Annotated in this window: 22 protein-coding genes and 4 tRNA genes; 18 read left to right on the plus strand and 8 right to left on the minus strand. The window is 72.8% G+C overall.

Annotated elements, in window-relative coordinates; translation table 11 throughout:
* Positions 1–72 precede the first annotated feature (72 nt).
* Both CHF15_RS33745 and CHF15_RS33750 read right to left on the minus strand, forming a co-directional pair.
* A tRNA-Cys gene (locus tag CHF15_RS33745) sits at positions 73–143 on the minus strand.
* A gap of 27 nt (positions 144–170) precedes the next feature.
* Positions 171–243: transfer RNA gene (locus CHF15_RS33750), tRNA-Gly, on the minus strand.
* A gap of 202 nt (positions 244–445) precedes the next feature.
* On the opposite strand from CHF15_RS33750, the gene CHF15_RS33755 reads away from it, so the two are divergent.
* From CHF15_RS33755 to CHF15_RS33765, 3 genes are all read left to right on the plus strand, one after another.
* On the plus strand, positions 446–1513 hold the full coding sequence (locus tag CHF15_RS33755) for a chorismate-binding protein (RefSeq protein WP_089227729.1): 1068 nt from the start codon (positions 446–448) through the stop codon (positions 1511–1513).
* Positions 1500–2363 carry an aminotransferase class IV gene (locus CHF15_RS33760; RefSeq protein ID WP_089227730.1) on the plus strand — a complete coding sequence of 288 codons (864 nt, stop codon included), beginning with the start codon at positions 1500–1502 and terminating at the stop codon, positions 2361–2363. Before CHF15_RS33755 ends, CHF15_RS33760 begins: the two co-directional genes overlap by 14 nt.
* Positions 2364–2427: 64 nt before the next feature.
* Positions 2428–3273, plus strand: coding sequence for a GNAT family N-acetyltransferase (locus CHF15_RS33765; protein ID WP_089227731.1), 846 nt, complete (start codon positions 2428–2430; stop codon positions 3271–3273).
* Between the two features lie 124 nt (positions 3274–3397).
* Here the strand turns inward: CHF15_RS33765 and CHF15_RS33770 are convergent, their stop codons facing one another.
* A complete protein-coding gene (locus tag CHF15_RS33770; protein WP_089227732.1) occupies positions 3398–3904 on the minus strand; it encodes a DsbA family protein in 507 nt (168 codons plus the stop codon).
* Positions 3905–4030: 126 nt separating this feature from the next.
* On the opposite strand from CHF15_RS33770, the gene CHF15_RS33775 reads away from it, so the two are divergent.
* Positions 4031–4477: a hypothetical protein gene (locus tag CHF15_RS33775; RefSeq protein WP_089227733.1), complete on the plus strand. Its 447-nt coding sequence runs from the start codon at positions 4031–4033 to the stop codon at positions 4475–4477.
* Between the two features lie 143 nt (positions 4478–4620).
* A complete protein-coding gene (locus tag CHF15_RS46485; protein ID WP_018564240.1) occupies positions 4621–4755 on the plus strand; it encodes a hypothetical protein in 135 nt (44 codons plus the stop codon).
* Here the strand turns inward: CHF15_RS46485 and CHF15_RS33780 are convergent.
* Positions 4734–5318 carry a CGNR zinc finger domain-containing protein gene (locus CHF15_RS33780; protein WP_089227734.1) on the minus strand — a complete coding sequence of 195 codons (585 nt, stop codon included), beginning with the start codon at positions 5316–5318 and terminating at the stop codon, positions 4734–4736. The genes CHF15_RS46485 and CHF15_RS33780 overlap by 22 nt on opposite strands.
* Before the next feature lie 156 nt (positions 5319–5474).
* A complete protein-coding gene (locus CHF15_RS33785) occupies positions 5475–5888 on the minus strand; it encodes an SsgA family sporulation/cell division regulator (protein WP_003959770.1) in 414 nt (137 codons plus the stop codon).
* 190 nt (positions 5889–6078) lie between these two features.
* On the opposite strand from CHF15_RS33785, the gene CHF15_RS33790 reads away from it, so the two are divergent.
* The 7 genes from CHF15_RS33790 to CHF15_RS33820 all read left to right on the plus strand — a co-directional run bounded on the left by CHF15_RS33790 (position 6079) and on the right by CHF15_RS33820 (position 11722).
* Positions 6079–6564: a TIGR02611 family protein gene (locus CHF15_RS33790; protein WP_089227735.1), complete on the plus strand. Its 486-nt coding sequence runs from the start codon at positions 6079–6081 to the stop codon at positions 6562–6564.
* 89 nt (positions 6565–6653) lie between these two features.
* Positions 6654–6725 (plus strand) — tRNA-Val (locus CHF15_RS33795).
* Positions 6726–6949: 224 nt separating this feature from the next.
* Positions 6950–8227: an ABC transporter substrate-binding protein gene (locus CHF15_RS33800; RefSeq protein ID WP_179280089.1), complete on the plus strand. Its 1278-nt coding sequence runs from the start codon at positions 6950–6952 to the stop codon at positions 8225–8227.
* 26 nt (positions 8228–8253) lie between these two features.
* Positions 8254–9225 (plus strand): carbohydrate ABC transporter permease, encoded by a 972-nt coding sequence (locus CHF15_RS33805; RefSeq protein ID WP_089227828.1) that lies wholly within the window; start codon positions 8254–8256, stop codon positions 9223–9225.
* The gene (locus CHF15_RS33810) at positions 9222–10079 is read left to right on the plus strand and encodes a carbohydrate ABC transporter permease (RefSeq protein ID WP_089227737.1); all 858 of its coding nucleotides are present in this window, start codon (positions 9222–9224) and stop codon (positions 10077–10079) included. The genes CHF15_RS33805 and CHF15_RS33810 overlap by 4 nt, the downstream gene beginning before the upstream one ends.
* On the plus strand, positions 10076–10678 hold the full coding sequence (locus tag CHF15_RS33815; protein WP_245939176.1) for a hypothetical protein: 603 nt from the start codon (positions 10076–10078) through the stop codon (positions 10676–10678). Before CHF15_RS33810 ends, CHF15_RS33815 begins: the two co-directional genes overlap by 4 nt.
* A 309-nt stretch (positions 10679–10987) precedes the next feature.
* Complete coding sequence (locus tag CHF15_RS33820) at positions 10988–11722, plus strand: HAD family hydrolase (protein WP_220093351.1); 735 nt, start codon at positions 10988–10990, stop codon at positions 11720–11722.
* Between the two features lie 327 nt (positions 11723–12049).
* Here the strand turns inward: CHF15_RS33820 and CHF15_RS33825 are convergent, their stop codons facing one another.
* Complete coding sequence (locus tag CHF15_RS33825) at positions 12050–14407, minus strand: SCO7613 C-terminal domain-containing membrane protein (RefSeq protein ID WP_245939177.1); 2358 nt, start codon at positions 14405–14407, stop codon at positions 12050–12052.
* Between the two features lie 80 nt (positions 14408–14487).
* Here CHF15_RS33825 and CHF15_RS33830 point away from each other — a divergent pair, with 80 nt between their 5' ends.
* The gene (locus tag CHF15_RS33830) at positions 14488–14964 is read left to right on the plus strand and encodes an SRPBCC family protein (RefSeq protein ID WP_089227738.1); all 477 of its coding nucleotides are present in this window, start codon (positions 14488–14490) and stop codon (positions 14962–14964) included.
* A 38-nt stretch (positions 14965–15002) separates the two neighbouring features.
* Positions 15003–15074 (plus strand) — tRNA-Val (locus tag CHF15_RS33835).
* Positions 15075–15121: 47 nt separating this feature from the next.
* On the opposite strand, the gene CHF15_RS33840 is transcribed toward CHF15_RS33835, so the two are convergent.
* Positions 15122–15862: an exonuclease domain-containing protein gene (locus CHF15_RS33840; protein ID WP_089227739.1), complete on the minus strand. Its 741-nt coding sequence runs from the start codon at positions 15860–15862 to the stop codon at positions 15122–15124.
* 173 nt (positions 15863–16035) lie between these two features.
* Between CHF15_RS33840 and CHF15_RS33845 the strand changes: the two genes are divergently transcribed.
* From CHF15_RS33845 to thrS, 3 genes are all read left to right on the plus strand, one after another.
* On the plus strand, positions 16036–16602 hold the full coding sequence (locus CHF15_RS33845; protein ID WP_089227740.1) for a DUF4365 domain-containing protein: 567 nt from the start codon (positions 16036–16038) through the stop codon (positions 16600–16602).
* A complete protein-coding gene (locus CHF15_RS33850; RefSeq protein WP_089227741.1) occupies positions 16602–17789 on the plus strand; it encodes a hypothetical protein in 1188 nt (395 codons plus the stop codon). The genes CHF15_RS33845 and CHF15_RS33850 overlap by 1 nt, the downstream gene beginning before the upstream one ends.
* A 131-nt stretch (positions 17790–17920) precedes the next feature.
* The gene (thrS, locus tag CHF15_RS33855; RefSeq protein ID WP_089227742.1) at positions 17921–19903 is read left to right on the plus strand and encodes a threonine--tRNA ligase; all 1983 of its coding nucleotides are present in this window, start codon (positions 17921–17923) and stop codon (positions 19901–19903) included.
* Between the two features lie 37 nt (positions 19904–19940).
* Here the strand turns inward: thrS and CHF15_RS33860 are convergent, their stop codons facing one another.
* Positions 19941–20615, minus strand: a complete 675-nt coding sequence (locus CHF15_RS33860; RefSeq protein ID WP_179280090.1) for a potassium channel family protein — start codon at positions 20613–20615, stop codon at positions 19941–19943.
* Between the two features lie 66 nt (positions 20616–20681).
* Between CHF15_RS33860 and CHF15_RS33865 the strand changes: the two genes are divergently transcribed.
* Positions 20682–21242, plus strand: coding sequence for an HIT family protein (locus CHF15_RS33865; protein WP_089227743.1), 561 nt, complete (start codon positions 20682–20684; stop codon positions 21240–21242).
* Positions 21243–21291: the final 49 nt, after the last annotated feature.

The following is a 21291-nucleotide window of genomic DNA, read 5'->3' on the forward strand; positions in this document are numbered from 1 at the left end:
CGATACTGGGATTGAACCAGTGACCTCTTCCGTGTCAGGGAAGCGCTCTCCCGCTGAGCTAATCGTCCTCAGAGGTGGAGACGGGATTTGAACCCGTGTAGACGGCTTTGCAGGCCGTTGCCTCGCCTCTCGGCCACTCCACCAGCGCGGGGGCGGTGACCCCCACTTCGAGCGGACGACGAGATTCGAACTCGCGACCCTCACCTTGGCAAGGTGATGCTCTACCAACTGAGCCACGTCCGCAGTGTCTCCCCCGGAGCTCGCACCCGGGCGGGACCTTCGCCGGTGCGCTTCCGCGTCCCGGCGACGAGTTGAACTCTAGCGGATTACGGCTCCGCCACCAAAACGCGTTTCCGCAGCGTGCCGGGTCGGTGACCAGCGCATCTCGCCCGTCGCCGCCGACTTAGACTCGCACTCGCCCCTCCGGACCGACCTGGGAAGCCCCGTGCCCGACCTCGAGCCCCTCGCCAGATTCGGCGGCCTCGTCGCCTCCGACCTGCGGGATGTCACCACCGACCCCGCCGCGCTGGACTCCTCCGGCTTCTGGGCGGTGGTCGCCGGTTTCGAGGGCGGAACGGTCTGCGCGCGCTTCGGGACGGTGCGGCCGGAACCCGCCACCGCGGCTCCCCGCCGGCTCTGGAAGGGTCCCGCCCGCGGCGACTGGACGTCCTCGCTGGACCGCGCCGGGTACACCGCCGGAGTGCGCCGCGTCCGCGAGTACATCGCGGCGGGCGAGGTCTACCAGGCCAACCTCTGCCGGGTGCTCACCGCGCCGCTGCCCGACCCGGACGCCGACATCGACGCCCTCGCGGCCGTCCTCGCCCGCGGCAACCCCGCCCCGCACGCCGGGACGGTCCGGCTGCCCGGGCACGGCATAGAGGTGGCCAGCGCATCCCCCGAACTCTTCCTGCGCCGCCGCGGCGACATCGTCGAGTCCGGGCCTATCAAGGGCACCGGCCGCACCGAGGCCGACCTGCTGCCCAAGGACCACGCCGAGAACGTCATGATCGTCGACCTGGTCCGCAACGACCTCGGCCAGGTCTGCGCCACCGGCACGGTCTCCGTCCCCGACCTCTGCGTCGTGGAGAAGCACCCCGGCCTGGTCCACCTCGTCTCCACCGTGCGCGGCGAACTGCGCGAGGGCGCCGGCTGGGCCGAGCTGATGGACGCCGCGTTCCCGCCGGGCTCCGTCACCGGCGCGCCCAAGTCCAGCGCGCTGCGCATCATCGCCGAACTGGAGACCGTTCCCCGCGGCCCCTACTGCGGCGGCATCGGCTGGGTCGACGCCGACCGCGGCACCGGCGAGCTGGCCGTGGGCATCCGCACCTTCTGGATCGACCGCATCGCCCCCGGCGGCCCCGTGCTGCGCTTCGGCACCGGAGCCGGGATCACCTGGGGCTCCGATCCCGATCGGGAGTGGGACGAGACGGAACTGAAGGCCTCCCGGCTGCTGGCGGTAGCGTCGGGTACGTACGACTCGAACGAAGGCGAACGGAACCATGGGGCAGAGTGACACCGTGAGCACGACCACCGCGGGCGCGATCTGGGTCAACGGCGCGCTGCGCGAGACCGACGAGGCGTCCGTGTCCGTGATGGACCACGGCCTGACCGTCGGGGACGGCGTCTTCGAGACGCTCAAGGCCACCGGCGGCACCGCGTTCGCGATGGACCGCCATCTGCGCCGGCTGGCCCGCTCCGCGCGCGGCCTCGGCCTGCCCGAGCCCGACCGGGACGAGGTGCGCCACGCCTGCGAGGCCGTCCTCGCCGCCAACCCGGTGGCCCACGGCCGGCTCCGCGTCACCTACACCGGCGGCACCTCGCCGCTCGGCTCCGAGCGCGGCACCACCGGCCCCACCCTGGTCGTCGCCCTCGGCGCCGCGACCGTCCGCCCCGACACGACGGCCGTCGTCACCGTCCCCTGGACCCGCAACGAGAAGGGCGCCCTCGCGGGGCTCAAGACCACCTCGTACGGGGAGAACGTCGTGGCGCTGGCCCGCGCCCACCAGCACGGCGCCTCCGAGGCGCTGTTCGCCAACACGCAGGGGCGCCTGTGCGAGGGCACCGGCTCCAACGTCTTCGTCGTCATCGGGGGCAAGCTGCTCACCCCGCCGCTCGCCTCGGGCTGCCTCGCCGGGATCACCCGGGAACTCGTCATCGACTGGGCGGGCGCCGAGGAGGCCGACCTGCCGTTCGAGGCGCTGGGTGAGGCGGAGGAGATCTTCGTGACCTCCTCGCTCCGCGACGTCCAGGGCGTCCACCGGGTCGACGACCGCGAACTGGCCACCGGGACCCGACCGGGCCCGGTCACGGCCAAGGCCATGCGGGTCTTCGCGGAGCGGTCGGCGGAGCACCCGAACCCCTGAGCCGTTGCCTCCGGGGCGGCGGAACCCGTGACGTGACCGCGGCGACCCGGTAGAACTCCACACCATGACCACCACCCTGCGCCCGGCCGAGCCCGAGCAGCGCCGGCGCGGCGGAGCACGCGCCCGCCGCTTCCACGTCTGCGTCAACGGGCGCCCGGTGGGGGAGACCACCCTGTCCACCGACGCCCGGTTCGGACCCGAGGCCGGGCGCATCGTCGCGCTGCGGATCGACCACGACCAGCAGCGCCGCGGCCGCGGCACCGTCGCGGCCCTCGCCGCGGAGGAGGTCCTGCGGGGATGGGGCTGCCGCCGCATCGAGGTCTCGGTGCGGGCGCAGGACACGGCCGCGCTCCGGCTCGCGGGTGTGCTGGGGTACGCCGTCCGCAACCGGAGCATGCTCAAGGCGCTGTCCGACGTGCCGCCGGCGCTGCCGGAGGGCAGCGTCGTACGGCCCATGACCGAGGCGGAGTACCCGGGGTGGGCGGCCCGCAGGCGGGACGAGTACGTACGGTCCTGGACGGAGCGCGGCGTGCCCGAGGAGCAGGCCCTCGCCAAGGCCGAGGCGGACGACCGGGCCGCCCTCCCCGAGGGGCTCGCGACGCCGGGCGCGCTGCTGAGGGTGCTGGAGGCCGGCGGGGCCAGGGGCACGGCGGGGGAGGCCGTGGGGGACCTGTGGGTCGGGCGCAGGGACGAGGACACGGGGTTCGTCTTCGACGTCCGGGTCGCCGAGGAGCACCGTGGGCGGGGCCACGGGCGCACGCTCATGCTGGCCGCGGAGCGGGAGTGCCTGGCGGCCGGGCTGGAATGGCTGGGGCTGAACGTCTTCGCCGGGAACGAGGCGGCGGAGGGGCTCTACGCGGCGCTGGGGTACGAGGTGACGGAAGTGCATCTGGCGAAGCCGCTCGTGTGAGTGCCCGGCGCTGTGGTCGCGGCCCGTTGTCGTGTGCGGGTGTGTTGCGCCTGCGGCGGGACTCCCCCCGGCCCTCGCCGGGGGGGGATCCCCGAGGCACCGCGCAGACGCGACGCCGAACCGGTCAGCGGCCCAGGGCCGCGTCCGCGAGGGACTCGATGCGGGCGCGGAGGCCCTCCTGGGACGTGCCGCCGTCGAGGCGCTCGCCCGAGATGACGTAGGTGGGGGTGCCGGTGACGCCGATGGCCTTGCCCTCGGCGTGGTCGGCGTCGACGACGAGCAGGTGCCGCCCGTCGACGAGCGCCGTGTCGACCTCCTCCGCGTCGAGCCCCAGGCCGGCCGCGATCTCGACCAGCAGCGCCTCGCCGCGCTCGCCCAGTTCCTCCGTGCGGGCGAGGACCGCCTCCGCGTACTCCCAGCCGCGTCCCTGGGCGAAGGCCTCCTCCGCGGCCTGGGCGGCGGCGTAGGAGTGCTTGTGCTTCTCCAGGGGGAAGTGCCGCAACTGGACCTCCAGGGCGTCGCCGTAGCGCTCGCGCAGGGAGTGCAGGTCGGTCAGGGCGGCGGCGCAGTCGGGACACTGGAGTTCGCACCAGTACTCGAGGACGACGGTGCGGGGAGTCGCTTCGTTCATGGGGCCAGTCTCCCACCGGGGGAGGAGCCGCCCCGGAGATCACCCTGAGGTTGCCGCCGGGCCGTGGCCCGGGGGCGGGCGGCGGGTGCACGATGGAGCGAGCAGACCACTTCGGAGGAGTTCCGCATGCTGACCTCGACCGTGTGTGTCGCGCTGTCCGCGGCGGGCCTGGCGATCGCCCTGCTCACCGCCTACCGGCGCAGGTTCCGCAGAGCGACGATGATCGCGGCGGCGGCACTGCTGCCCGTCGGCCTGTACATGACGGGCCTGGTCTCGCTGGCCGGGACCGTCGTCCGGGCCGTCGCCGACTGGGCGGTCGACCTGGTGTTCAAGCCGTCGGTGTGGGCGGGCTTCGCCGTGCTCGCCCTGTCCGTCGTGCTCTACGTCCTCGCGCGGGTCGCCGGGCGCCGCAAGGCCGTCCCGGAGGCGAAGCCGGGCCGGGCGGTCGCGCCGGGCGCGGGGGCGCCGGCCCTGGCGCAGGGGAAGAAACCAGTCCCGAAGGCGGCGAAGACCGATCCCGACCTGGCCGAATTCGGTGAGATCGAGGAGATCCTCAAGCGCAGGGGGATCTGAGCGGCGTGTTGGTGGCAGGGGGTGGCGGGGTTAGGTCATCATCGCCGTGGCGGACTTCAACTACCGCCCCCTGAGCGGGATTTGGCGTGCCCGGGGGCGTACGGTTGTGCGGGTTCGCGTCCCTCCGAGCACACCGTAAGGCCATGCAAGCCGAAGCAGACGACGACGAGCCACGCGGTTGCCTCTTCGCGCTCTCCCAGCCGCCGCTGATGCTGTTCCTGACCGTGATCGGCGGATTGCTCGCCCTGGGCGGGCTCTACGACCTCTGGCCGTTCTGAGCCGGCACGGCGACGGCCTCGCGGCGGCGCGCCCGGTACGCGGCGACGTGGAGGCGGTTGCCGCAGGTGCGGCTGTCGCAGTAGCGGCGCGAGCGGTTCCGTGACAGGTCGACGAAGGCGCGCCGGCAGTCCGGGGCGTCGCAGCGGCGCAGCCGCTCCCGCTCCCCGGCGACGAGGAGGAACGCCAGGGCCATCCCGCAGTCGGCCGCCAGATGGTCGGCGAGGGAGGCGCCCGGGGCGAAGTAGTGGACGTGCCAGTCGTAGCCGTCGTGATCGGTCAGCCGGGGCGTGGTGCCGGCCTCGGCGACGAGGGAGTTGATCAGCGCCGCGGCCTCGGGCGTGTCGGGCGCCGCGAAGGCCTTCGTGAAGAGCTGCCGGACGGCACGTACGGCGACGAGGTCGTCCTCGTCGAGCGAACCGATGTCACTGACCTGGTTGCGCTCCACGAAGGCGCGCAGCGCCGCGAGATCGGCCAGACCCTCGCGGCCGTCACTCTCCGGTGTGGTGTTGATGAGATCCACCACGCAGTCGAGTGCGCACCTGGTGTCATGGTTGATCAGCACGGAATCGCTCTCTCCCTGGCCTGGTGGGTCGGGCGTTCCGGTGACTGTAGCGCGAGAGCCGTCGTCGTGGAGCGCGCTGCTCCCCGACGACGGCTCCGGCAGGTCGGGTCCGCGCCGTACCCCCGAGATGCGTACGGCGACGGACGGTCGGTGGACTCAGCTCTCGGCGAGAATGTGCGAGAGCTCGGTGTCCAGGTCGAAATGACGGTGTTCGGTGCCGGGGGGCACCGCGGCGTCGGTCCGCTTGAGGAACGACTCCAGGGCCCGCGCAGGGGCCTCGAGCAGCGCCTCCCCCTCCGGAGAGCTGAGGGCGATGCACACGACGCCCTGGCCGTGACTGCGGGACGGCCAGACCCGGACGTCGCCGGTGCCGGTGGGCCGGTGCAGACCTTCGGCGAGCAGGTCGCGGGCGAACACCCATTCGACTGTCTCCTCGGCACCGGTGTGGAAGGTGGCGTGCACGGCGTAGGGATCGGCCGTGTCGTACCGCAAGCCCGCGGGTACGGGCAGTGACGATTCGCTCGACACAACGAGGCGCAGGTGCAGCTCGCAGCTGACCGTGGTGTTCATAAGCGCCAGGGCCTTTCGCTCAGTGTGCGCTCGGGGATTCGCACGTCGGCGAAATCGACATGCCACCTGCGGGGACGTTGTAAACCCCTCTGACGGGTTTGTGAGGGTTCCGGTACCTCGTCCGGCCGAGTTCTTTTCCTCCCCGGCGAGCCATTCCGGTGACGAAGCGGCGTCGGGTAAGTTTGGCTGTATGACTGCGGAGAGTGACGAGCGGGAGGTGGCTGTGGCCATGGATCCCGCGACCCCCGACGACGGGGGCGACGAGGGCGGCGAGGACGGCGAGCCCGAGGGCTCCGAGCGCCCGCTGGGGTCGAGGGCGCCGGGGTTCATCCGGCGCTCCCGCGCGCTGCACGTGAGCTGGCAGGTCGGGGTCTTCCTGGTGGGTCTGGCGATCGTCGGGACGGGCGTGGTCCTGCTCCCGCTGCCGGGGCCCGGCTGGGTGGTGATCTTCGCCGGCATGGCGGTCTGGGCGACCGAGTTCGTCTGGGCCCAGCTGGTGCTGCGCTGGACGAAGCGGAAGGTGACCGAGGCGGCACAGAAGGCACTCGACCCGAAGGTGCGGCGGCGGAACCTGACGCTGACCGTCATCGGGCTGGTGATCATCGGCGCGCTGCTCGGCTACTACGTGTGGCGGTTCGGCTTCGTGATGCCGTGGAAGGCCGACCTGCACTCGTGATGCCGGGGAAGGGCCGACCGTCACCGGGGGTGCGCCGTCCGCGATGGTCGGGGCACCCGCTGACATGCGGTAATGTTGTGTCCGCACCGGGGCGATTAGCTCAGCGGGAGAGCACTTCGTTCACACCGAAGGGGTCACTGGTTCGATCCCAGTATCGCCCACCCGGACCGAGGGCCCGGAAGCCGAGAGCGGCTTCCGGGCCCTCGTCGTGTGCCCGGTGGTCCCGATGTTTCAGGTGGGCGCGAGGAAGCGCTTTCCGTCATTCTCCGTCGTAAGCATTGACGCCCTGTCAGGGTCTCCCTACGGTTTCTCGGCAAGCGCTTGCCTTAATCGTTTCAGGCCCTCCGCGGGGCGCGGGGTGGCGTCTGCCCGAAGGGGGCATGTCGTGAGCGTTCGAAGGAGTGTGCGCGGGCCGCGGGGCCTGCGGGCGGCCGGGGCCGCGGTCGCCGCGCTGGCGCTGCTGGCGGCCGGCTGCGGCGGCGGCGATCCGGACGGCGGGACCGTGACCATCCGCTACTCGTGGTGGGGCGCCCAGGACCGCGCCGAGCTGATCCGGAAGACGATCGCGCTCTTCGAGAAGGACCACCCGCACATCAAGGTCAAGACGGACTTCGCCGAGTACGCCGACTTCTGGAGCAAGTTCAACACCCAGGCCGCGGGCGGCAACGCCCCCGACGTCTTCCAGAACTCCGTCGCCTTCCTGCGCAAGTACGGCGAGAAGAACCTGCTGCTCGACCTGAACGCCCAGGTCGAGGCCGGCAATCTCGGCATGGACGACTTCCGGGCCGGCCTGGACAAGGCCGGCGAGGTCGACGGCAGGCTGCTCGGCGTCCCCGTCGGCGGCAACACCTTCGCCCTGGTCTACAACCCCGAGGCCTTCGAGCGCGTCGGCGTCACCCCCGCCGCCGGCTGGACGTGGGACGAGTTCGACGCCGCCGTCCACAAGATCAGCGCCGCCGAGGGCGACCTGTACGGCGCCAGCGACAACGGCGGGGTGATGTACCTGTACGACCTCTACCTGCGCCAGAACGGCAAGGCCTTCTTCACCGCCGACAAGAAGCTCGGCTTCACCGAGGCCGACCTGCGGCAGTGGTGGGGCGCCCACTACGCCGACAACAAGGCGGGCGACCTCGTCCCGGCCAAGAAGAGCGAGCAGATCAAGCCCAAGTCCTCGGTCAGCGGCGACCTTTCCGCCGCCGAGTTCACCTGGGACAACTTCATCGTCCGCTACGCCGCCGAGACCGACACCGAGCTCGCCCTGGCCCCGGTCCCGACCACCGACGGCACCAGGACCGGTCAGTACATCTCCTCGCTCATGCTCAGCGGTTCCGCCCGCACCCAGCACCCCGAGGAGGTCGCGGAGTTCATCGACTTCATGGTCCACGACCCCGAGGTCGGGAAGACCATGGGCTACAACCGCGGTGTCCTGCCGACCAACGCCCAGTTCGACGCGTACGAACCGACCGGCGTCGACGCGCAGATCGCCGCCTACGAGAAGTCCGTGACCGGCGTCATCGAGCCGATCACCCCGCACCCCGCGGGCGCGGACGTCGCGGAGGCGGCCTTCCTGCGGATCTACGCCGAAGTCGCCCTGGGCAAGACCTCGGTCGACGACGCCGTCACGCAGTTCTTCAGCGAGGCGAAGACCGCGCTCGGCTCCTGAGGGGACGACCTGTGACCCGCACCCAGATGACCCGGCCGGACGTCGTCGAGCGGCCCCGCACGCCTCATCGCCGTACCCCCGAGGGCCCCCGGGCCGCCGGCCGGCGCCGGGAGACCCTGGCCGGCTACCTGTTCCTCACCCCGTGGTGCGTCGGGGTCCTGCTGCTGACGCTGGGTCCGATGCTGGTCTCGCTCTACCTGGCCTTCACCGACTACAACCTCTTCGACACCCCGAGGTGGATCGGGCTGCGGAACTTCCGCGACATGTTCGCCGACGACCGCTGGTGGCACTCGGTGCGCGTGACGCTGGAGTACGTGCTGGTCGGCACCCCGCTCAAGCTCGCCGCGGCACTCGGTGTGGCGCTGCTGCTGGTCAGGCCGCGCCGCGGGCAGGGCTTCTACCGCTCCGCCTTCTACGCGCCGTCGCTGATCGGGGCGAGCGTCAGCATCGGCATCGTGTGGCGCTCGGTGTTCCAGGACGACGCCGTCGTGGACCGCGCGATGCGCTTCGTGGGCTGGGACGCCGGCGGCTGGGTCGGTGACCCGGACTGGTCGCTGCCCACCCTCGTCACCCTGACCGTCTGGCAGTTCGGCGCCCCGATGGTGATCTTCCTGGCGGGGCTGAAGCAGGTGCCGCGGGAACTGTACGAGGCGGCGGAGGTCGACGGGGCCGGGGTCTGGCGGCGGTTCCGCTCCATCACGCTGCCGATGATCTCCCCGGTGCTCTTCTTCAACCTGCTGCTGGAACTCATCCACTCCTTCCAGGTCTTCACCTCGGCGGTGGTCCTCGGCGGCAGCGGAGGCGGGGCGGGCGGACCGGCCGACTCCCTGCTCGTCTACACCTGGTACCTGTACGAACAGGGCTTCCGCAACCTCCGCATGGGCTACGCGTCCGCCATGGCCTGGATGCTGATGCTGGGCATCGGCCTGCTGACCGCGGTGCTGTTCCGCACCCAGCGCGGCTGGGTCCACTACGAGGAAGGGACGGACGCCCGATGACCCCCGCCGTCACCGCCCGCCGCCGCACGATGCGCACCGTCGCCTGGCACGCGGGCGCCCTGGCCCTGCTCGCGGTCATCCTCTACCCGGTGGTGTGGCTGGTCGGGGCCTCGTTCAAGCCGGGCGACGAGATCGTCGGCAGCCTCGAACTGCTGCCCGGCCGGCCCATCTCCGACAACTACCGCCGGCTGACCCGAGGCATCGCCGACATCCCCGTCTCCACCTTCTTCACCAACTCGCTCGTCCTGGCGCTCGGTTCGGTGGTGGGCGTGCTCGTCTCCTGCTCAGCGGCGGCCTACGCCTTCGCCCGTATCCGCTTCGCCGGGCGCAACCTGCTCTTCGCGGTGATGATCTCGACGCTGCTGCTGCCCTTCCAGGTGCTCATCATCCCGCAGTACGTGCTCTTCCAGAAACTCGACCTGATCAACACTTACGTTCCGCTGCTGCTCGGGAAATATCTCGCCGCGGACGCGTTCTTCGTCTTTCTCATGGTGCAATTCATGCGCAATCTCCCCCGGGAATTGGACGAGGCCGCGCGCATCGACGGCTGCGGCCATCCGCGCATCTTCTGGAGCATCGTGCTCCCTTTGTGCCGGCCCGCGCTCATCACGAGCGCCATTTTCACGTTCATCTGGTCCTGGAACGATTTCATCGGGCCCCTGCTGTACCTGAACGAACCCGACAAGTACACCGTCTCGCTCGGGCTGAAGATGTTCATCGACCAGGACAGTGTGGCCGACTACGGCGGCATGGTCGCCATGTCGCTGGTCGCACTGCTGCCCGTCCTCCTCTTCTTCCTCGCCTTCCAGCGCCACCTCGTCGAGGGCGCCGCCACGTCGGGGCTCAAGGGGTGAGGCCCCTGACCACGACCGAGGGCGCCCGGAGTCGCTCCGCGGCCCGGTCCGCGCAGTTCGCGCTGTTCGCCGAGTGCCTGCTGACCGGGGTGTGGCTGGCGGTGGCGGCGCTGCCGCTCGTGACCGCGCTGCCCGCGTTCGCCGCCGCCTGCGGACACCTGCGGCGGCACCTGGACGGGGAGCGGTCCACCTGGCGCGACTTCGCGGCCGAGACCGTCGCCGCGACCCGCGCCGGCTGGGCCCGGACGCTTGTGTGGTGGGGCGGGCTCGCACTGCTCGGGCTCGACCTGGCCGTGGCCCGCTCCGGGGCGCTGCCCGGCGGGGGAGCCCTCACCGGGGTCAGCGTGCTCGCGGCGGTCGCCCTCGTGGTGACGGGGCTTCGCGCCGCCGCGCTCTGGCGGCCCGGGGAGGGCGGCCGGGGTGCGGCGGGCCGCGCCGTGCGGCGCTGCGTGGGCGACCCAGGGGGGACGCTGCTTCTGGCGGGCGGGGTGGGGGTGGCCGGGGTGGCCGCGTGGATGCTTGTGCCGCTGGGGGTGGTGGCGTTGGGGTGCGTGGCGGGGGCGGCGGTCGCGGTGGAGCGCCGGGCGCGTGCGCTGTGATGGGGCCCGGTTGTTGTGTGCGGGTCCGTTGCGCCTGCGGCGGGGTGTCCCCCGCCCTCCCGCCCTCCCCCAGCCTTCGGCCGGGGGGACCCCCATCCGGCGCGGTTGGTGCGGGCCTGCGTTCTGTTCGTCTGGGGTCGGTGCCGCGCCGGGGTACGCCCCCAGCCTTCGGCCGGGGGGACCCCCACCTCGGCGCTCGCGGCGCTGCCCCACGTCATTCAGCGCCGCACCTCACCGCTCGTCTCCCCCAGCCTTCGGCCAGGGGGAGTCGCCTTCCGCCGAACGAAGTGCACCGGGTATACCGGCGGGGTGATCGAACTTCGCCCCGGGCAAGACTCGCCCACCTTCGAGGCTGTGCTTCTGGACTGGGTGGGAACGCTCATCGTCCCCAAGTGGGGGCCCGACCACGCCGGGCCCAAGGGCGGGTCGTGGATCGAAGGTGCTTTGCAGCGCCTCGCCCGGGATGCCTCTTCGTCGGAGGTGAGCCGGATCAGCGCGGCGCTCGACGCGGCGATCAGGCAACCCGAAGTGGCACAGGCGATGAAGGGTGCGGACGCGTCCGTGGAGTCGTACCGTGCGGGGTTCGCGCGGTGGGCCTCGGCCGCCGGCATCGACGAGGCGCTGATGGGCGCCCTGTACGACGAGCTGGCGCTGCCGGATGTCGATCTCTTCGCGGTGGACGTGGAGCGGACACTCGCGACGCTGAAGGCCGCCGGGGTGCGGGTGGCCGTGGTCAGTGACGTCCACTTCGACATCCGCCCCTGGTTCGTGAAGGCGGGCCTCGACGGGTACGTCGACCGGTTCGTGCTCTCCTTCGAGCACGGTGTCTGCAAGCCCGACCCCGCCATCTTCCGGTCGGCGTTGGACGCGCTCGAGGTGGGCCCGGACGATGCGCTGATGGTCGGCGACCGTTCCGCCTATGACGGTGCCGCGGTCGAAGCCGGCATCGCGACAGTGCTGCTCCCACCGCTCGCCGAGGCGTCCGCGGAACGCCTGCACCTCGTGCTCGCATCCTGCGGACTGCGCCCGCTCGCGCGCCTCTGACACCCCCTCCGGCCGTCAGTCGCCTGTACGAGGGGAGGGGGTGTGGCGGGGTGCCCCCGCAGGGGACGAGCGGCGAACCCGGCGCCGAATGATGCAGGGGTAAACCGCGAGCCCCGAGGTGGGGGTCCCCCCGGCCGAAGGCTGGGGGCGTACGCCGGTGCGGCACCGACCCACGCACACGGTGCGAGGCCCGCACTGACCGCGCCGGATGGGGGTCCCCCCGGCCGAAGGCTGGGGGAGGGAGGGTGGGTGGGAGAACCGCCCGCCGCAGGCGCACACAACCCGCACCCGGCAACCGGCCGCAGCCACACCCCACCCGCACGATTCCTACCGCAGGCGCCCCAGCGCCTCCCGCACGCGCCGCACATCCCGCAGACGGCGCTCGTACGTCGCCCCCACCCCCAGCAGGAGCGCGCCGGCCAGGGCGAGCGGCACCCAGCGGGGGACCGTGCCGAGGGCCTGGGCGATGTAGGGGGCCAGTTCGTGCAGCGCGTCGAGCGCGAGCACGCCCGCCCCCAGCAGGAGCGGCGCCGCCAGGCGGTGGCGCGCGCCGAGGAGCATCACGGCCAGGGAGGCCGCGCCCAGGCACAGAGGGCGGACCCAGTCGGGGTCGCCCCAGGCCGCGGCGAGGCTCGGGAAGAGGGTCGCGGCGAGCCCGGGGGCGTAGGCGGCCCAGGAGGAGAGCCCGGGGTCGCGGCGCCGCCGCAGCGCACCGACGGCCAGGGCGGCGACCGTGACGGGGAGCGTGTACGCCTCCGGGGCGTCCACGCCGGACGCCGCGAGGCGCACCCAACTGGCCGCGACCATCAGGCAGGTCGCGACGTAGCCGAGCCACCGCCGGTCGGCCCGCAGCGCCGCGACGGCCGCGGCGAGGACGCCCGCGAGGGCGAGGGCCAGGGCGAGCAGAGCCGGGTCGTCGGCGGTGAGGCCGACCCCGAGGAGGGCCGCCGCGTGGCCGGGGTGCTCGAAGGGGCGTCCGGGGGCGCGGAGCGCGGCGGCCTGGGCGGCCGCGGCGACCGCGAGGAGGGTGAACGCCGCCGCGTGGGCGGGCAGTCCGGTCCAGGCGAGGCCCGCCGTGCAGGCGACGACGGCGGAGGCGGTCACCACGCGGGTGCGCGACGCCGCGGCGTACAGCGCGCCGAAGCAGGCCAGCAGCACGGCGAGCACGGTGAGCGTCGTCGTGCGCTCCGGGTGGGCCCAGGCGACGGCCGTCGCGGCGAGCCCGCACGCGCTCACCAGGGCGGTCCAGGTGAGCGCCCTGGCCGACAGCGCGAGCAGGGCGCCCACGACGACGAGCCGTACGGGCGGCGGACCGGGCACGCAGACGGCGACCGCGGCCGAGACCAGGGCGCCGGAGGCGGCGAGCGGGGCGTACGGGGTGCCTCGGTGCAGCCGTGCCGCCGCGGCCAGTTCGGCGGCGAGCAGGCCGGTCACCGCGACCGCGCTGTACGGGCCCTCCCACACGTCGGGCGTGACCACGCCCACGGTCAGCGAGGGCAGCGCCCACAGCAGGGCCAGGGCGTGCACCGCGGCGGCACCGGCCGCCAGGCCCGCGGCCACCGGGCGCAGGCGGGCCGGGACGGCGAAGGCCGCGGCGCTCAGCACGACCGCCGCGCACACCAGGTATCCCGGCACGATCCAGTCGCCGGTCACGCCGGTCCGGACGACCCCGCCCGCGGCGCCCACGACCGCGAGCGCCGCGACCCCGGCCAGGATCCCGGACACGGCGGCGGGCACCGACGGCCGCAGTGCGACGGCGAGGGCCACCGCCGTGGCGCCCAGCAGCAGCGCGCCGGCGCGCAGTGCCGCGCCGCCGTCGCCGGCCGAGACGGAGAGCCCGCCCGCGGTGAGCAGCCCGGCGGCCCCGACGGCCGTGCCGGCGACGGCGGCGGTGATCCGCGTTCCGCGCCCGCCGGTGAAGAGGGCGGCCGCCGCGTCCAGCGCGGCCGTGACGAGCAGGGCGGCCGCGATCGCGTACGCCGAATCCGCCGCCGACGCCCAGAGCACCAGGGGGAGTTGACCGATCGCCACGGCGAAGGGCACCGGCAGCACGAGCCGCCCGAGCGCCTTCCCGTAGCCGGCCCAGAGCGCGGCGACGGCGGCCAGGGACACGGCCGCGTAGCGCAGCCCGTCGGCTTCGGCGAAGGCCACGCGGTGGAGTGCGTACGCGTCGAGCAGCAGCAGGACGAGGCCGAGGCAGGCGACCACTTCGGCCGTCGCGTTCAGGGCGCGCCGCAGCAGCAGCGTGGGGACGCCCGTCGCCGCGAGCGTCAGGGCGCCCAGGACGGCGGCCCGGCCGCCGATGCCGAGCCGGCCCCAGCTGATGACGGTGAACGCGACGGCGGCGACCGCCAGCAGCACGCCGCCCAGGGCGAGCAGCAGGTTCTGCACCGCGCGCGGCGACGCCTCGCGCCGCGGCGGGGCGCCCCACGGCGCGCCCGGACCCGCGCCCCACGGCGCCTGCGGGTACGGCGGCCGCAGCTGCGCCAGCAACTGCCCGCGACGTATGAGGAGGCGGCCGCGCTCGGCGTCCAGCCGCAGGAGCGCGCGGTCGGTCTCGCGCAGTTCGCCGGCGACCGGCCCGACCAGGGGCAGCGCGCAGCGCGGGCAGGCGGGCGGCGCCGTCGCGGGCAGATGGGTGCCGCATGCGGGGCAGCGGTCGTGCGGCGGGGGCATCGTCTCCATGGCTCGGAGTGTGGCGCGGCCCACGTGCACGGGCATGCGCGCCGGTACTCAGATCCGCGCTGAGTACGCACACTGGCCTCATGGACTGGAGCCGTTACCGCTTCCGCAGCCTGTGGCGGATCGCCGCCCCGCCCGACGCCGTGTACGGCCTGCTGGAGCGTCCGCACGAGTACCCGACGTGGTGGCCCCAGGTCCGCGAGGTGCGGCAGACCGGGGAGACCGCCGGCACCCTGCGCTTCCGCTCGGTCCTGCCGTACGACCTGTTCGTCACCGCGCACCAGACCCGCCGCGACCCGCGGGCGCGGGTCCTGGAGGTGGCGATGTACGGAGATCTGGAGGGGTGGGTGCGGTGGACGGTCGGTGCGGACGGCGCCGGCGGTGGCACCCGTCTTCTCTTCGAGGAGGACGTGATCGTCAACAAGCCGCTGATGCGGCGGCTGGCCGTGCCGTGCCGGCCGCTGTTCCGGGCGAACCACGCCCTGATGATGCGGCAGGGGAGGCGCGGCCTGGCGGCCCGGCTGCGCGGGGAGGGCGCACCCGGCCGGGAAGCCGTTTGAACGCAGCCGCCCGTGCCCTGTATTGTTCAGGTCGTCCCGGGCGATTAGCTCAGCGGGAGAGCACTTCGTTCACACCGAAGGGGTCACTGGTTCGATCCCAGTATCGCCCACCCTCACGAAGGGCCGGTCCATCACGGACCGGCCCTTCGTCGTGCGGCTAGGCCGCCGGCTCCTCCGGGGCCCGTAGCGGCGACGGCCGCAGCGGCCAGGCGGGGTCGACCCGGTCGTCCGTGCCGCTGCGGGCGAACCACGCCTGCAGCCCGCGGGCCTGGCCGGCGTGCCAGAGGGCCTGCCGGGCGTGCAGTTCGGCGGGCGCCACCTGGCCGATCCGCGTGGCGAAGCGGTGCCCCAGCACCCGTACGAGGGCGAGCGCGGCGAGGGCGTCCGCCGCGGCGTCATGGGCGTCGGTCAGCACGACGCCGTAGTGCGCGCACAGGTCGGTCAGGGTGCGGCGGCCCTTGCGGTAGCGGTCGAGGTGCTTGTCCAGGACCCGGGGGTCGAGGACGCGCAGCGGGCCGCGGACCAGGTAGGTGTCGAGGGCCATGCCGCGGTGGCGCCTCAACTCCCGGTCGAGCAGCGTCAGGTCGAAGGGCGCGTTCATCACCACCAGCGGCACGCCGGCCGCGGCCTGATCGGCCAGCGCGCGTGCCAGTTCCTCCACCACCGGGCCGGGACGGCGTCCGTTGGCGCGGAGGTAGTCGTCGTCCAGCCCGTGTACCGCGCGGGCCCCTTCGGGCACCGGGACCCCCGGGTCCACCAGCCAGCGTGTCGTCCTGGCGGGTATGCCGGGGGCGTCCTCGACCACCAACGCGGCCGAGACGACCCGGTCTTGCTCCACGTCGACCCCCGTGGTCTCCGTGTCGAAGGCGGCCAGCGGGCCGTCGTACCAGTGCGGCATGGCGCACCTCCCGTGCGGATCGCAGGATGTGGGCGGCCGTTCGGCCGCCCTTACGGTAGGTACCCGTGACCGCACGTCACCGAACCGCAACGGTTTGCGACTTGTCGCTGGTGGGGATGAAGATGGTAACGGGGATCACCAGGATTCCCGGGCCCGGAAAGGCACGGAGAGCGATGGCGCTCGAGCAGCCCGGCCCGGGTGGGCTGCTGTCCGAGCGGAACGCTTCGCTGCGCGGCGGACTCGCCACCACCAGCTGCATGGAAACCCTCCAAGTGGGATATCTGCACGCGGTGGCGGCCGCCGCCGGCTGTTCGCTCGCCCAGCCCTTCCCGGACAACGGCATCGACTGGCACATAAGCCACAGTTCGCACGGCCACAGCGTGGACGACGAGGTCACGATCAAGGTGCAGCTCAAGTGCACCTACCAGGTGGCCCCGCGGCCTCCCGGTCCCACCTTCGCCTTCACGCTCGAGAACGAGCACCTGGTGAAGCTGGCCCGGAACCCGGTCTCGGTGCACAAGATCCTCGTGGTGATGCTCGTGCCCCGCACCCAGGAGGAGTGGCTGCGCGCCAGCCACGACCGGCTGGAGCTGCGGCACTGCTGCTACTGGACGAATCTTGCCGGCCACGCGGTGACCGGCAGGCGCAAGACCACCGTGCGGATACCCACCGCACGGATCTTCGACGACCGGGCCCTGTGCGAGATCATGACGCGGGTCGGGGCGGGAGGGAGGCCCTGATGAGCCGCACGGCCGACGACGCACTCGTCCCGCCCGACCCCGAGCGGGTCGACCCCGGCGTCCTCGTCGCGCTGCTCGCCCGCCACGGCTGGCGGCGGCGCGGCGGCGCCCCGGGCCGCTACACACGCTGGACGCCCCCCGGCGAGCCGGAGTCCGCCGCCCGGACCAGCCTGCTCGTGCCCGAGCGGCGAACCGCGGGCGCCCGCTACGCCGACCACGCCGAGCTGCTCGGCGAGGCCCTGGACGCCCTCGCCCGCTGCGGCGAGCCCTCGGCGCGCGAGGTGCTGACCGCGCTCGCCGTCCCGGGCGACGAGATCCGCTGGCACCGCGAGCGGCCGCCGGCCGCGGGCGCGGCCGTGCCGTGGACGGCGGCGGAGCAACTGCGCGGCGCCGCCCGCGCCATGCTCATGTCCGCCGCCCGCGCCGAACGCGACCGCTTCGGCTACTTCGGCGCGCGCCACACCGGGTACGCCGACGCCTTCCTGGAGCGGGTGCTGGTCGGTGACGCGCCGGGGCACCAGCTCACCGCGTACGTGCCGGTCCCGGAGGGCCGCAGCACCGTGACCACGCTGCTGCGCGCCCTGCAGGCCACCCGGGACGCCGTGGACTACCAGCGGACGACCGGTGGCATGGAGGCCTTCGACGCGGCCGTGGGCCTCGGCGTCTGCCACGAACTGGCCGATTCCCTGATCCGGATGGTGCGCGGCACCGAGGGCGTGGTGGTCGCCCTCGCCTGGGCCCCGGCGGCCGGGCCGCCCGCCGGGTTCGCGACCGTGCCGGAGCCGGTCGAGTTCTCCCCTGGCGACCTCCCCGCGCTGGAGGCCGCCAGTGATCGTTACGTGCGCGAGGAACCCTCGGTCGATGTACGCGTCACCGGCACCGTCACCCGGCTGCGGCGGCCGCGTCCCTCCGGGGGCGGCACCATCCGGCTGCGTGTCCTGGCCGGCGCGGACGTCCGCCACGTACGCGTTCGCCTGCCCGAGGAGGGGTACCGCATCGCCGCCCAGGCGCACCTGGTGGGGCTGCCCGTGCGGCTTTCCGGGCGACTGGAGCGGCGTACCGGCTTCCGGCACCTGACCCACCCGTCCGCGCCGGCCCCCGTCCACGTCGACGAGGCCGACCGCGACCGGCTGATGAAGGCCCTGCACGGCGGCGTCGACACCTTCGAGGACTCCTTCGGGGGCTGACCGGGCACTCGCCGGCCGGCGGCCGAGCCGCCCGGCGCTATCGCTTCGCGGGGCACCGGTGCGGCTCGGTAGGATTCAGCGGTGCAGCATTCCGCTGCCGGAGCCAGTGGGACATACGTCAGGAGAGACCGGTGTCAGACGTCCGTGTGATCATCAAGCGCGATTCCGAGGAGCAGGAAGAGCGGCTGGTCACCACGGGCACGACGGCGGCCGAGCTCTTCGACGGCGACCGCACCGTCGTCGCCGCGCGTGTCGGTGGACAGCTGAAGGACCTCGCGTACGAGGTCGCCGACGGCGACGAGGTCGAGCCCGTAGGGATCGCCAGCGAGGACGGCCTCAACATCCTGCGCCACTCCACCGCGCACGTGATGGCCCAGGCCGTGCAGGAGCTCTTCCCGGAGGCCAAGCTCGGCATCGGCCCGCCGATCAAGGACGGCTTCTACTACGACTTCGACGTCGAGAAGCCCTTCCACCCCGACGACCTCAAGCGCATCGAGAAGAAGATGCAGGAGATCGTCAAGCGCGGCCAGCGCTTCTCGCGCCGTGCCGTCAGCGACGACGCCGCCCGCGAGGAACTCGCGGACGAGCCCTACAAGCTGGAGCTGATCGGCCTCAAGGGCTCCGCAGCCGAGGCCGCCGAGGGCGCCTCCGCGGAGGTCGGCGCCGGCGAGCTGACCATCTACGACAACCTGGACCCCAAGACCGGCGAGCTGTGCTGGAAGGACCTCTGCCGCGGTCCCCACCTGCCCTCCACCCGGATCGTCCCGGCGTTCAAGCTGATGCGTTCGGCCGCCGCCTACTGGCGCGGCAGCGAGAAGAACAAGCAGCTCCAGCGCATCTACGGCACCGCCTGGCCGTCCAGGGACGAGCTCAAGGAGTACCTGGACTTCCTCGTCGAGGCCGAGAAGCGCGACCACCGCAAGCTCGGCGCCGAACTCGACCTGTTCTCCATCCCGGAGCAGATCGGTTCGGGCCTGGCGGTCTTCCACCCCAAGGGCGGCATCGTCCGCCGGGTCATGGAGGACTACTCGCGCCGCCGGCACGAGGAGGAGGGCTACGAGTTCGTCTACACCCCGCACGCCACCAAGGGGAAGCTCTTCGAGACCTCGGGCCACCTGGACTGGTACGCCGACGGCATGTACCCGCCCATGCAGCTCGACGAGGGCGTGGACTACTACCTCAAGCCCATGAACTGCCCGATGCACAACCTGATCTTCGACGCGCGCGGCCGCTCCTACCGTGAACTGCCGCTGCGCCTGTTCGAGTTCGGCACCGTGTACCGGTACGAGAAGTCGGGTGTCGTGCACGGGCTCACCCGTGCCCGCGGCTTCACGCAGGACGACGCGCACATCTACTGCACCAAGGAGCAGATGGCGGACGAGCTCGACAAGACGCTCACCTTCGTCCTCAACCTGCTGCGCGACTACGGTCTGACCGACTTCTACCTGGAGCTGTCCACCAAGGACCCGGAGAAGTTCGTCGGCTCCGACGAGATCTGGGAGGAGGCCACCGAGACGCTGCGGCAGGTGGCCGAGAAGCAGGGCCTCCCGCTCGTCCCCGACCCGGGCGGCGCCGCGTTCTACGGCCCCAAGATCTCCGTCCAGGCCAAGGACGCCATCGGCCGCACCTGGCAGATGTCGACCGTGCAGCTCGACTTCAACCTGCCCGAGCGCTTCGACCTGGAGTACACGGCGGCCGACGGCACCAAGCAGCGCCCCGTCATGATCCACCGGGCGCTCTTCGGTTCCATCGAGCGCTTCTTCGCGGTGCTGCTGGAGCACTACGCGGGCGCCTTCCCGGCCTGGCTGGCCCCCGTCCAGGCGGTCGGCATCCCGATCGGCGACGCGCACGTGTCCTACCTGCAGGACTTCGCCGCCGAGGCGAGGAAGAAGGGCCTGCGGGTCGAGGTGGACGCCTCCGCCGACCGGATGCAGAAGAAGATCCGCAACGCGCAGCGGAGCAAGGTGCCGTTCATGGTCATCGTCGGCGACGAGGACATGGCGGCGGGTTCGGTCTCCTTCCGCTACCGGGACGGCTCGCAGAAGAACGGCATCCCGCGCGACGAGGCGATCGCCGAGATCGCCAAGGCCGTCGAGGACCGCGTCCAGGTCTGAACCGCCGGCACGGCACACGGCGACGGGCCCCCGGAGGTCAGCCCTCCGGGGGCCCGCCCGCGCCCTGCCGCTCGTCGGCGCGGCGGAAGCTCTGGGTGAGCCAGGCCGAGAACGACCCGACGACCGCGCCGATCAGGACGACGCCCAGGAACATCACGCCCACCGCGATGACCCGCCCGCGCGCTGTCACCGGCACCAGGTCGCCGTAGCCGGTCGTGGTGATCGTGGAGCACAGCCACCACACCGACTCGCCGTAGGTGCGGATCTGCCCTCCGGGGGCGTCGTGCTCGTCCGCGTAGACCTGCAGGCTCGCCGCGAAGCCGAGGAGCAGCGCGCTGAGTCCCGCGTACGCCATGACCCGGGCCTCCAGGGAGAGCCGCGGCTGCTTGTGGCGGTTCTGGATCTTCCCGTAGAGCTGCAGCAGGCGCAGCGGGCGCAGCAGCGGCAGGATCACCACGACCAGGTCGAGCCAGCGCCGGCGGACGTAACTCCAGCGGTGCGGTGCGACCGCCACCCGGACCAGGTAGTCCACCACGAAGATCCCCCAGGTCACGACGGTGATCGTGAACAGCAGGTCGGACCAGTCGGGCGGCAGGTCGGGGGCGAGCACGCGCACCGCGTACGTGACGAGGAACACCAGGGACGCGATGGACAGCGGCACGCTGCCCCGACGTTCCCACTCGTGCAGCCGCCGCTCGTCATCCATGGGCATGGGGCCAGCATCGTGCCCCACGGCCGGGAGTGCCCCCGGCGACACGCAGGGCCGGGACGACGCCATATGCTGCAAGGCATGACGAGTGAGCCGGAACTGCAGAACGGAGTGGGGACGCAGGACGCGTTCCAGCGCCTGTGGACGCCGCACCGCATGGCGTACATCCAGGGCGAGAACAAGCCGACCGGCCCCGGGGCCGGGGACGGCTGCCCCTTCTGCGTGATTCCGGAGATGAGCGACGAGGACGGGCTGGTCATCGCGCGCGGCGACGCCGTGTACGCGGTCCTCAACCTCTACCCGTACAACGGCGGCCACCTGATGGTGGTGCCCTACCGCCATGTCGCGGACTACACCGAACTCGACGCGGCGGAGACCACCGAGCTCGCCGAGTTCACCAAGCGCGCCATGGCCGCGCTGCGCTCGGCCTCGGGCGCGCACGGCTTCAACATCGGCATGAACCAGGGCACCGTGGCGGGCGCCGGGATCGCCGCACACCTGCACCAGCACGTGGTGCCGCGCTGGGGCGGGGACACCAACTTCATGCCGGTGGTCGGCCACACCAAGGTGCTGCCGCAGCTCCTCGCCGACACCCGCAAGATGCTCGCCGACGCCTGGCCGGCCGCCTGATCCGGCCCGCTTGCGCCGGCCGGACTCCCCGGACCGGGACGGCGCGCAC

Origin of the sequence: Actinacidiphila glaucinigra, from assembly GCF_900188405.1 — a bacterium.
Lineage (GTDB): Bacteria > Actinomycetota > Actinomycetes > Streptomycetales > Streptomycetaceae > Actinacidiphila > Actinacidiphila glaucinigra.

Coding starts and splice junctions, on each gene's coding strand:
- CHF15_RS33760 (WP_089227730.1), top strand. CDS start 1,500: ATGGGGCAGAGTGACACCGTGAGCACGACCACCGCGGGCGCGATCTGG.
- CHF15_RS33765 (WP_089227731.1), top strand. CDS start 2,428: ATGACCACCACCCTGCGCCCGGCCGAGCCCGAGCAGCGCCGGCGCGGC.
- CHF15_RS33770 (WP_089227732.1), bottom strand. CDS start 3,904: ATGAACGAAGCGACTCCCCGCACCGTCGTCCTCGAGTACTGGTGCGAA.
- CHF15_RS33775 (WP_089227733.1), top strand. CDS start 4,031: ATGCTGACCTCGACCGTGTGTGTCGCGCTGTCCGCGGCGGGCCTGGCG.
- CHF15_RS46485 (WP_018564240.1), top strand. CDS start 4,621: ATGCAAGCCGAAGCAGACGACGACGAGCCACGCGGTTGCCTCTTCGCG.
- CHF15_RS33785 (WP_003959770.1), bottom strand. CDS start 5,888: ATGAACACCACGGTCAGCTGCGAGCTGCACCTGCGCCTCGTTGTGTCG.
- CHF15_RS33790 (WP_089227735.1), top strand. CDS start 6,079: ATGACTGCGGAGAGTGACGAGCGGGAGGTGGCTGTGGCCATGGATCCC.
- CHF15_RS33805 (WP_089227828.1), top strand. CDS start 8,254: ATGACCCGGCCGGACGTCGTCGAGCGGCCCCGCACGCCTCATCGCCGT.
- CHF15_RS33810 (WP_089227737.1), top strand. CDS start 9,222: ATGACCCCCGCCGTCACCGCCCGCCGCCGCACGATGCGCACCGTCGCC.
- CHF15_RS33825 (WP_245939177.1), bottom strand. CDS start 14,407: ATGGAGACGATGCCCCCGCCGCACGACCGCTGCCCCGCATGCGGCACC.
- CHF15_RS33830 (WP_089227738.1), top strand. CDS start 14,488: ATGGACTGGAGCCGTTACCGCTTCCGCAGCCTGTGGCGGATCGCCGCC.
- CHF15_RS33840 (WP_089227739.1), bottom strand. CDS start 15,862: ATGCCGCACTGGTACGACGGCCCGCTGGCCGCCTTCGACACGGAGACC.
- CHF15_RS33845 (WP_089227740.1), top strand. CDS start 16,036: ATGGCGCTCGAGCAGCCCGGCCCGGGTGGGCTGCTGTCCGAGCGGAAC.
- CHF15_RS33850 (WP_089227741.1), top strand. CDS start 16,602: ATGAGCCGCACGGCCGACGACGCACTCGTCCCGCCCGACCCCGAGCGG.
- CHF15_RS33860 (WP_179280090.1), bottom strand. CDS start 20,615: ATGCCCATGGATGACGAGCGGCGGCTGCACGAGTGGGAACGTCGGGGC.
- CHF15_RS33865 (WP_089227743.1), top strand. CDS start 20,682: ATGCTGCAAGGCATGACGAGTGAGCCGGAACTGCAGAACGGAGTGGGG.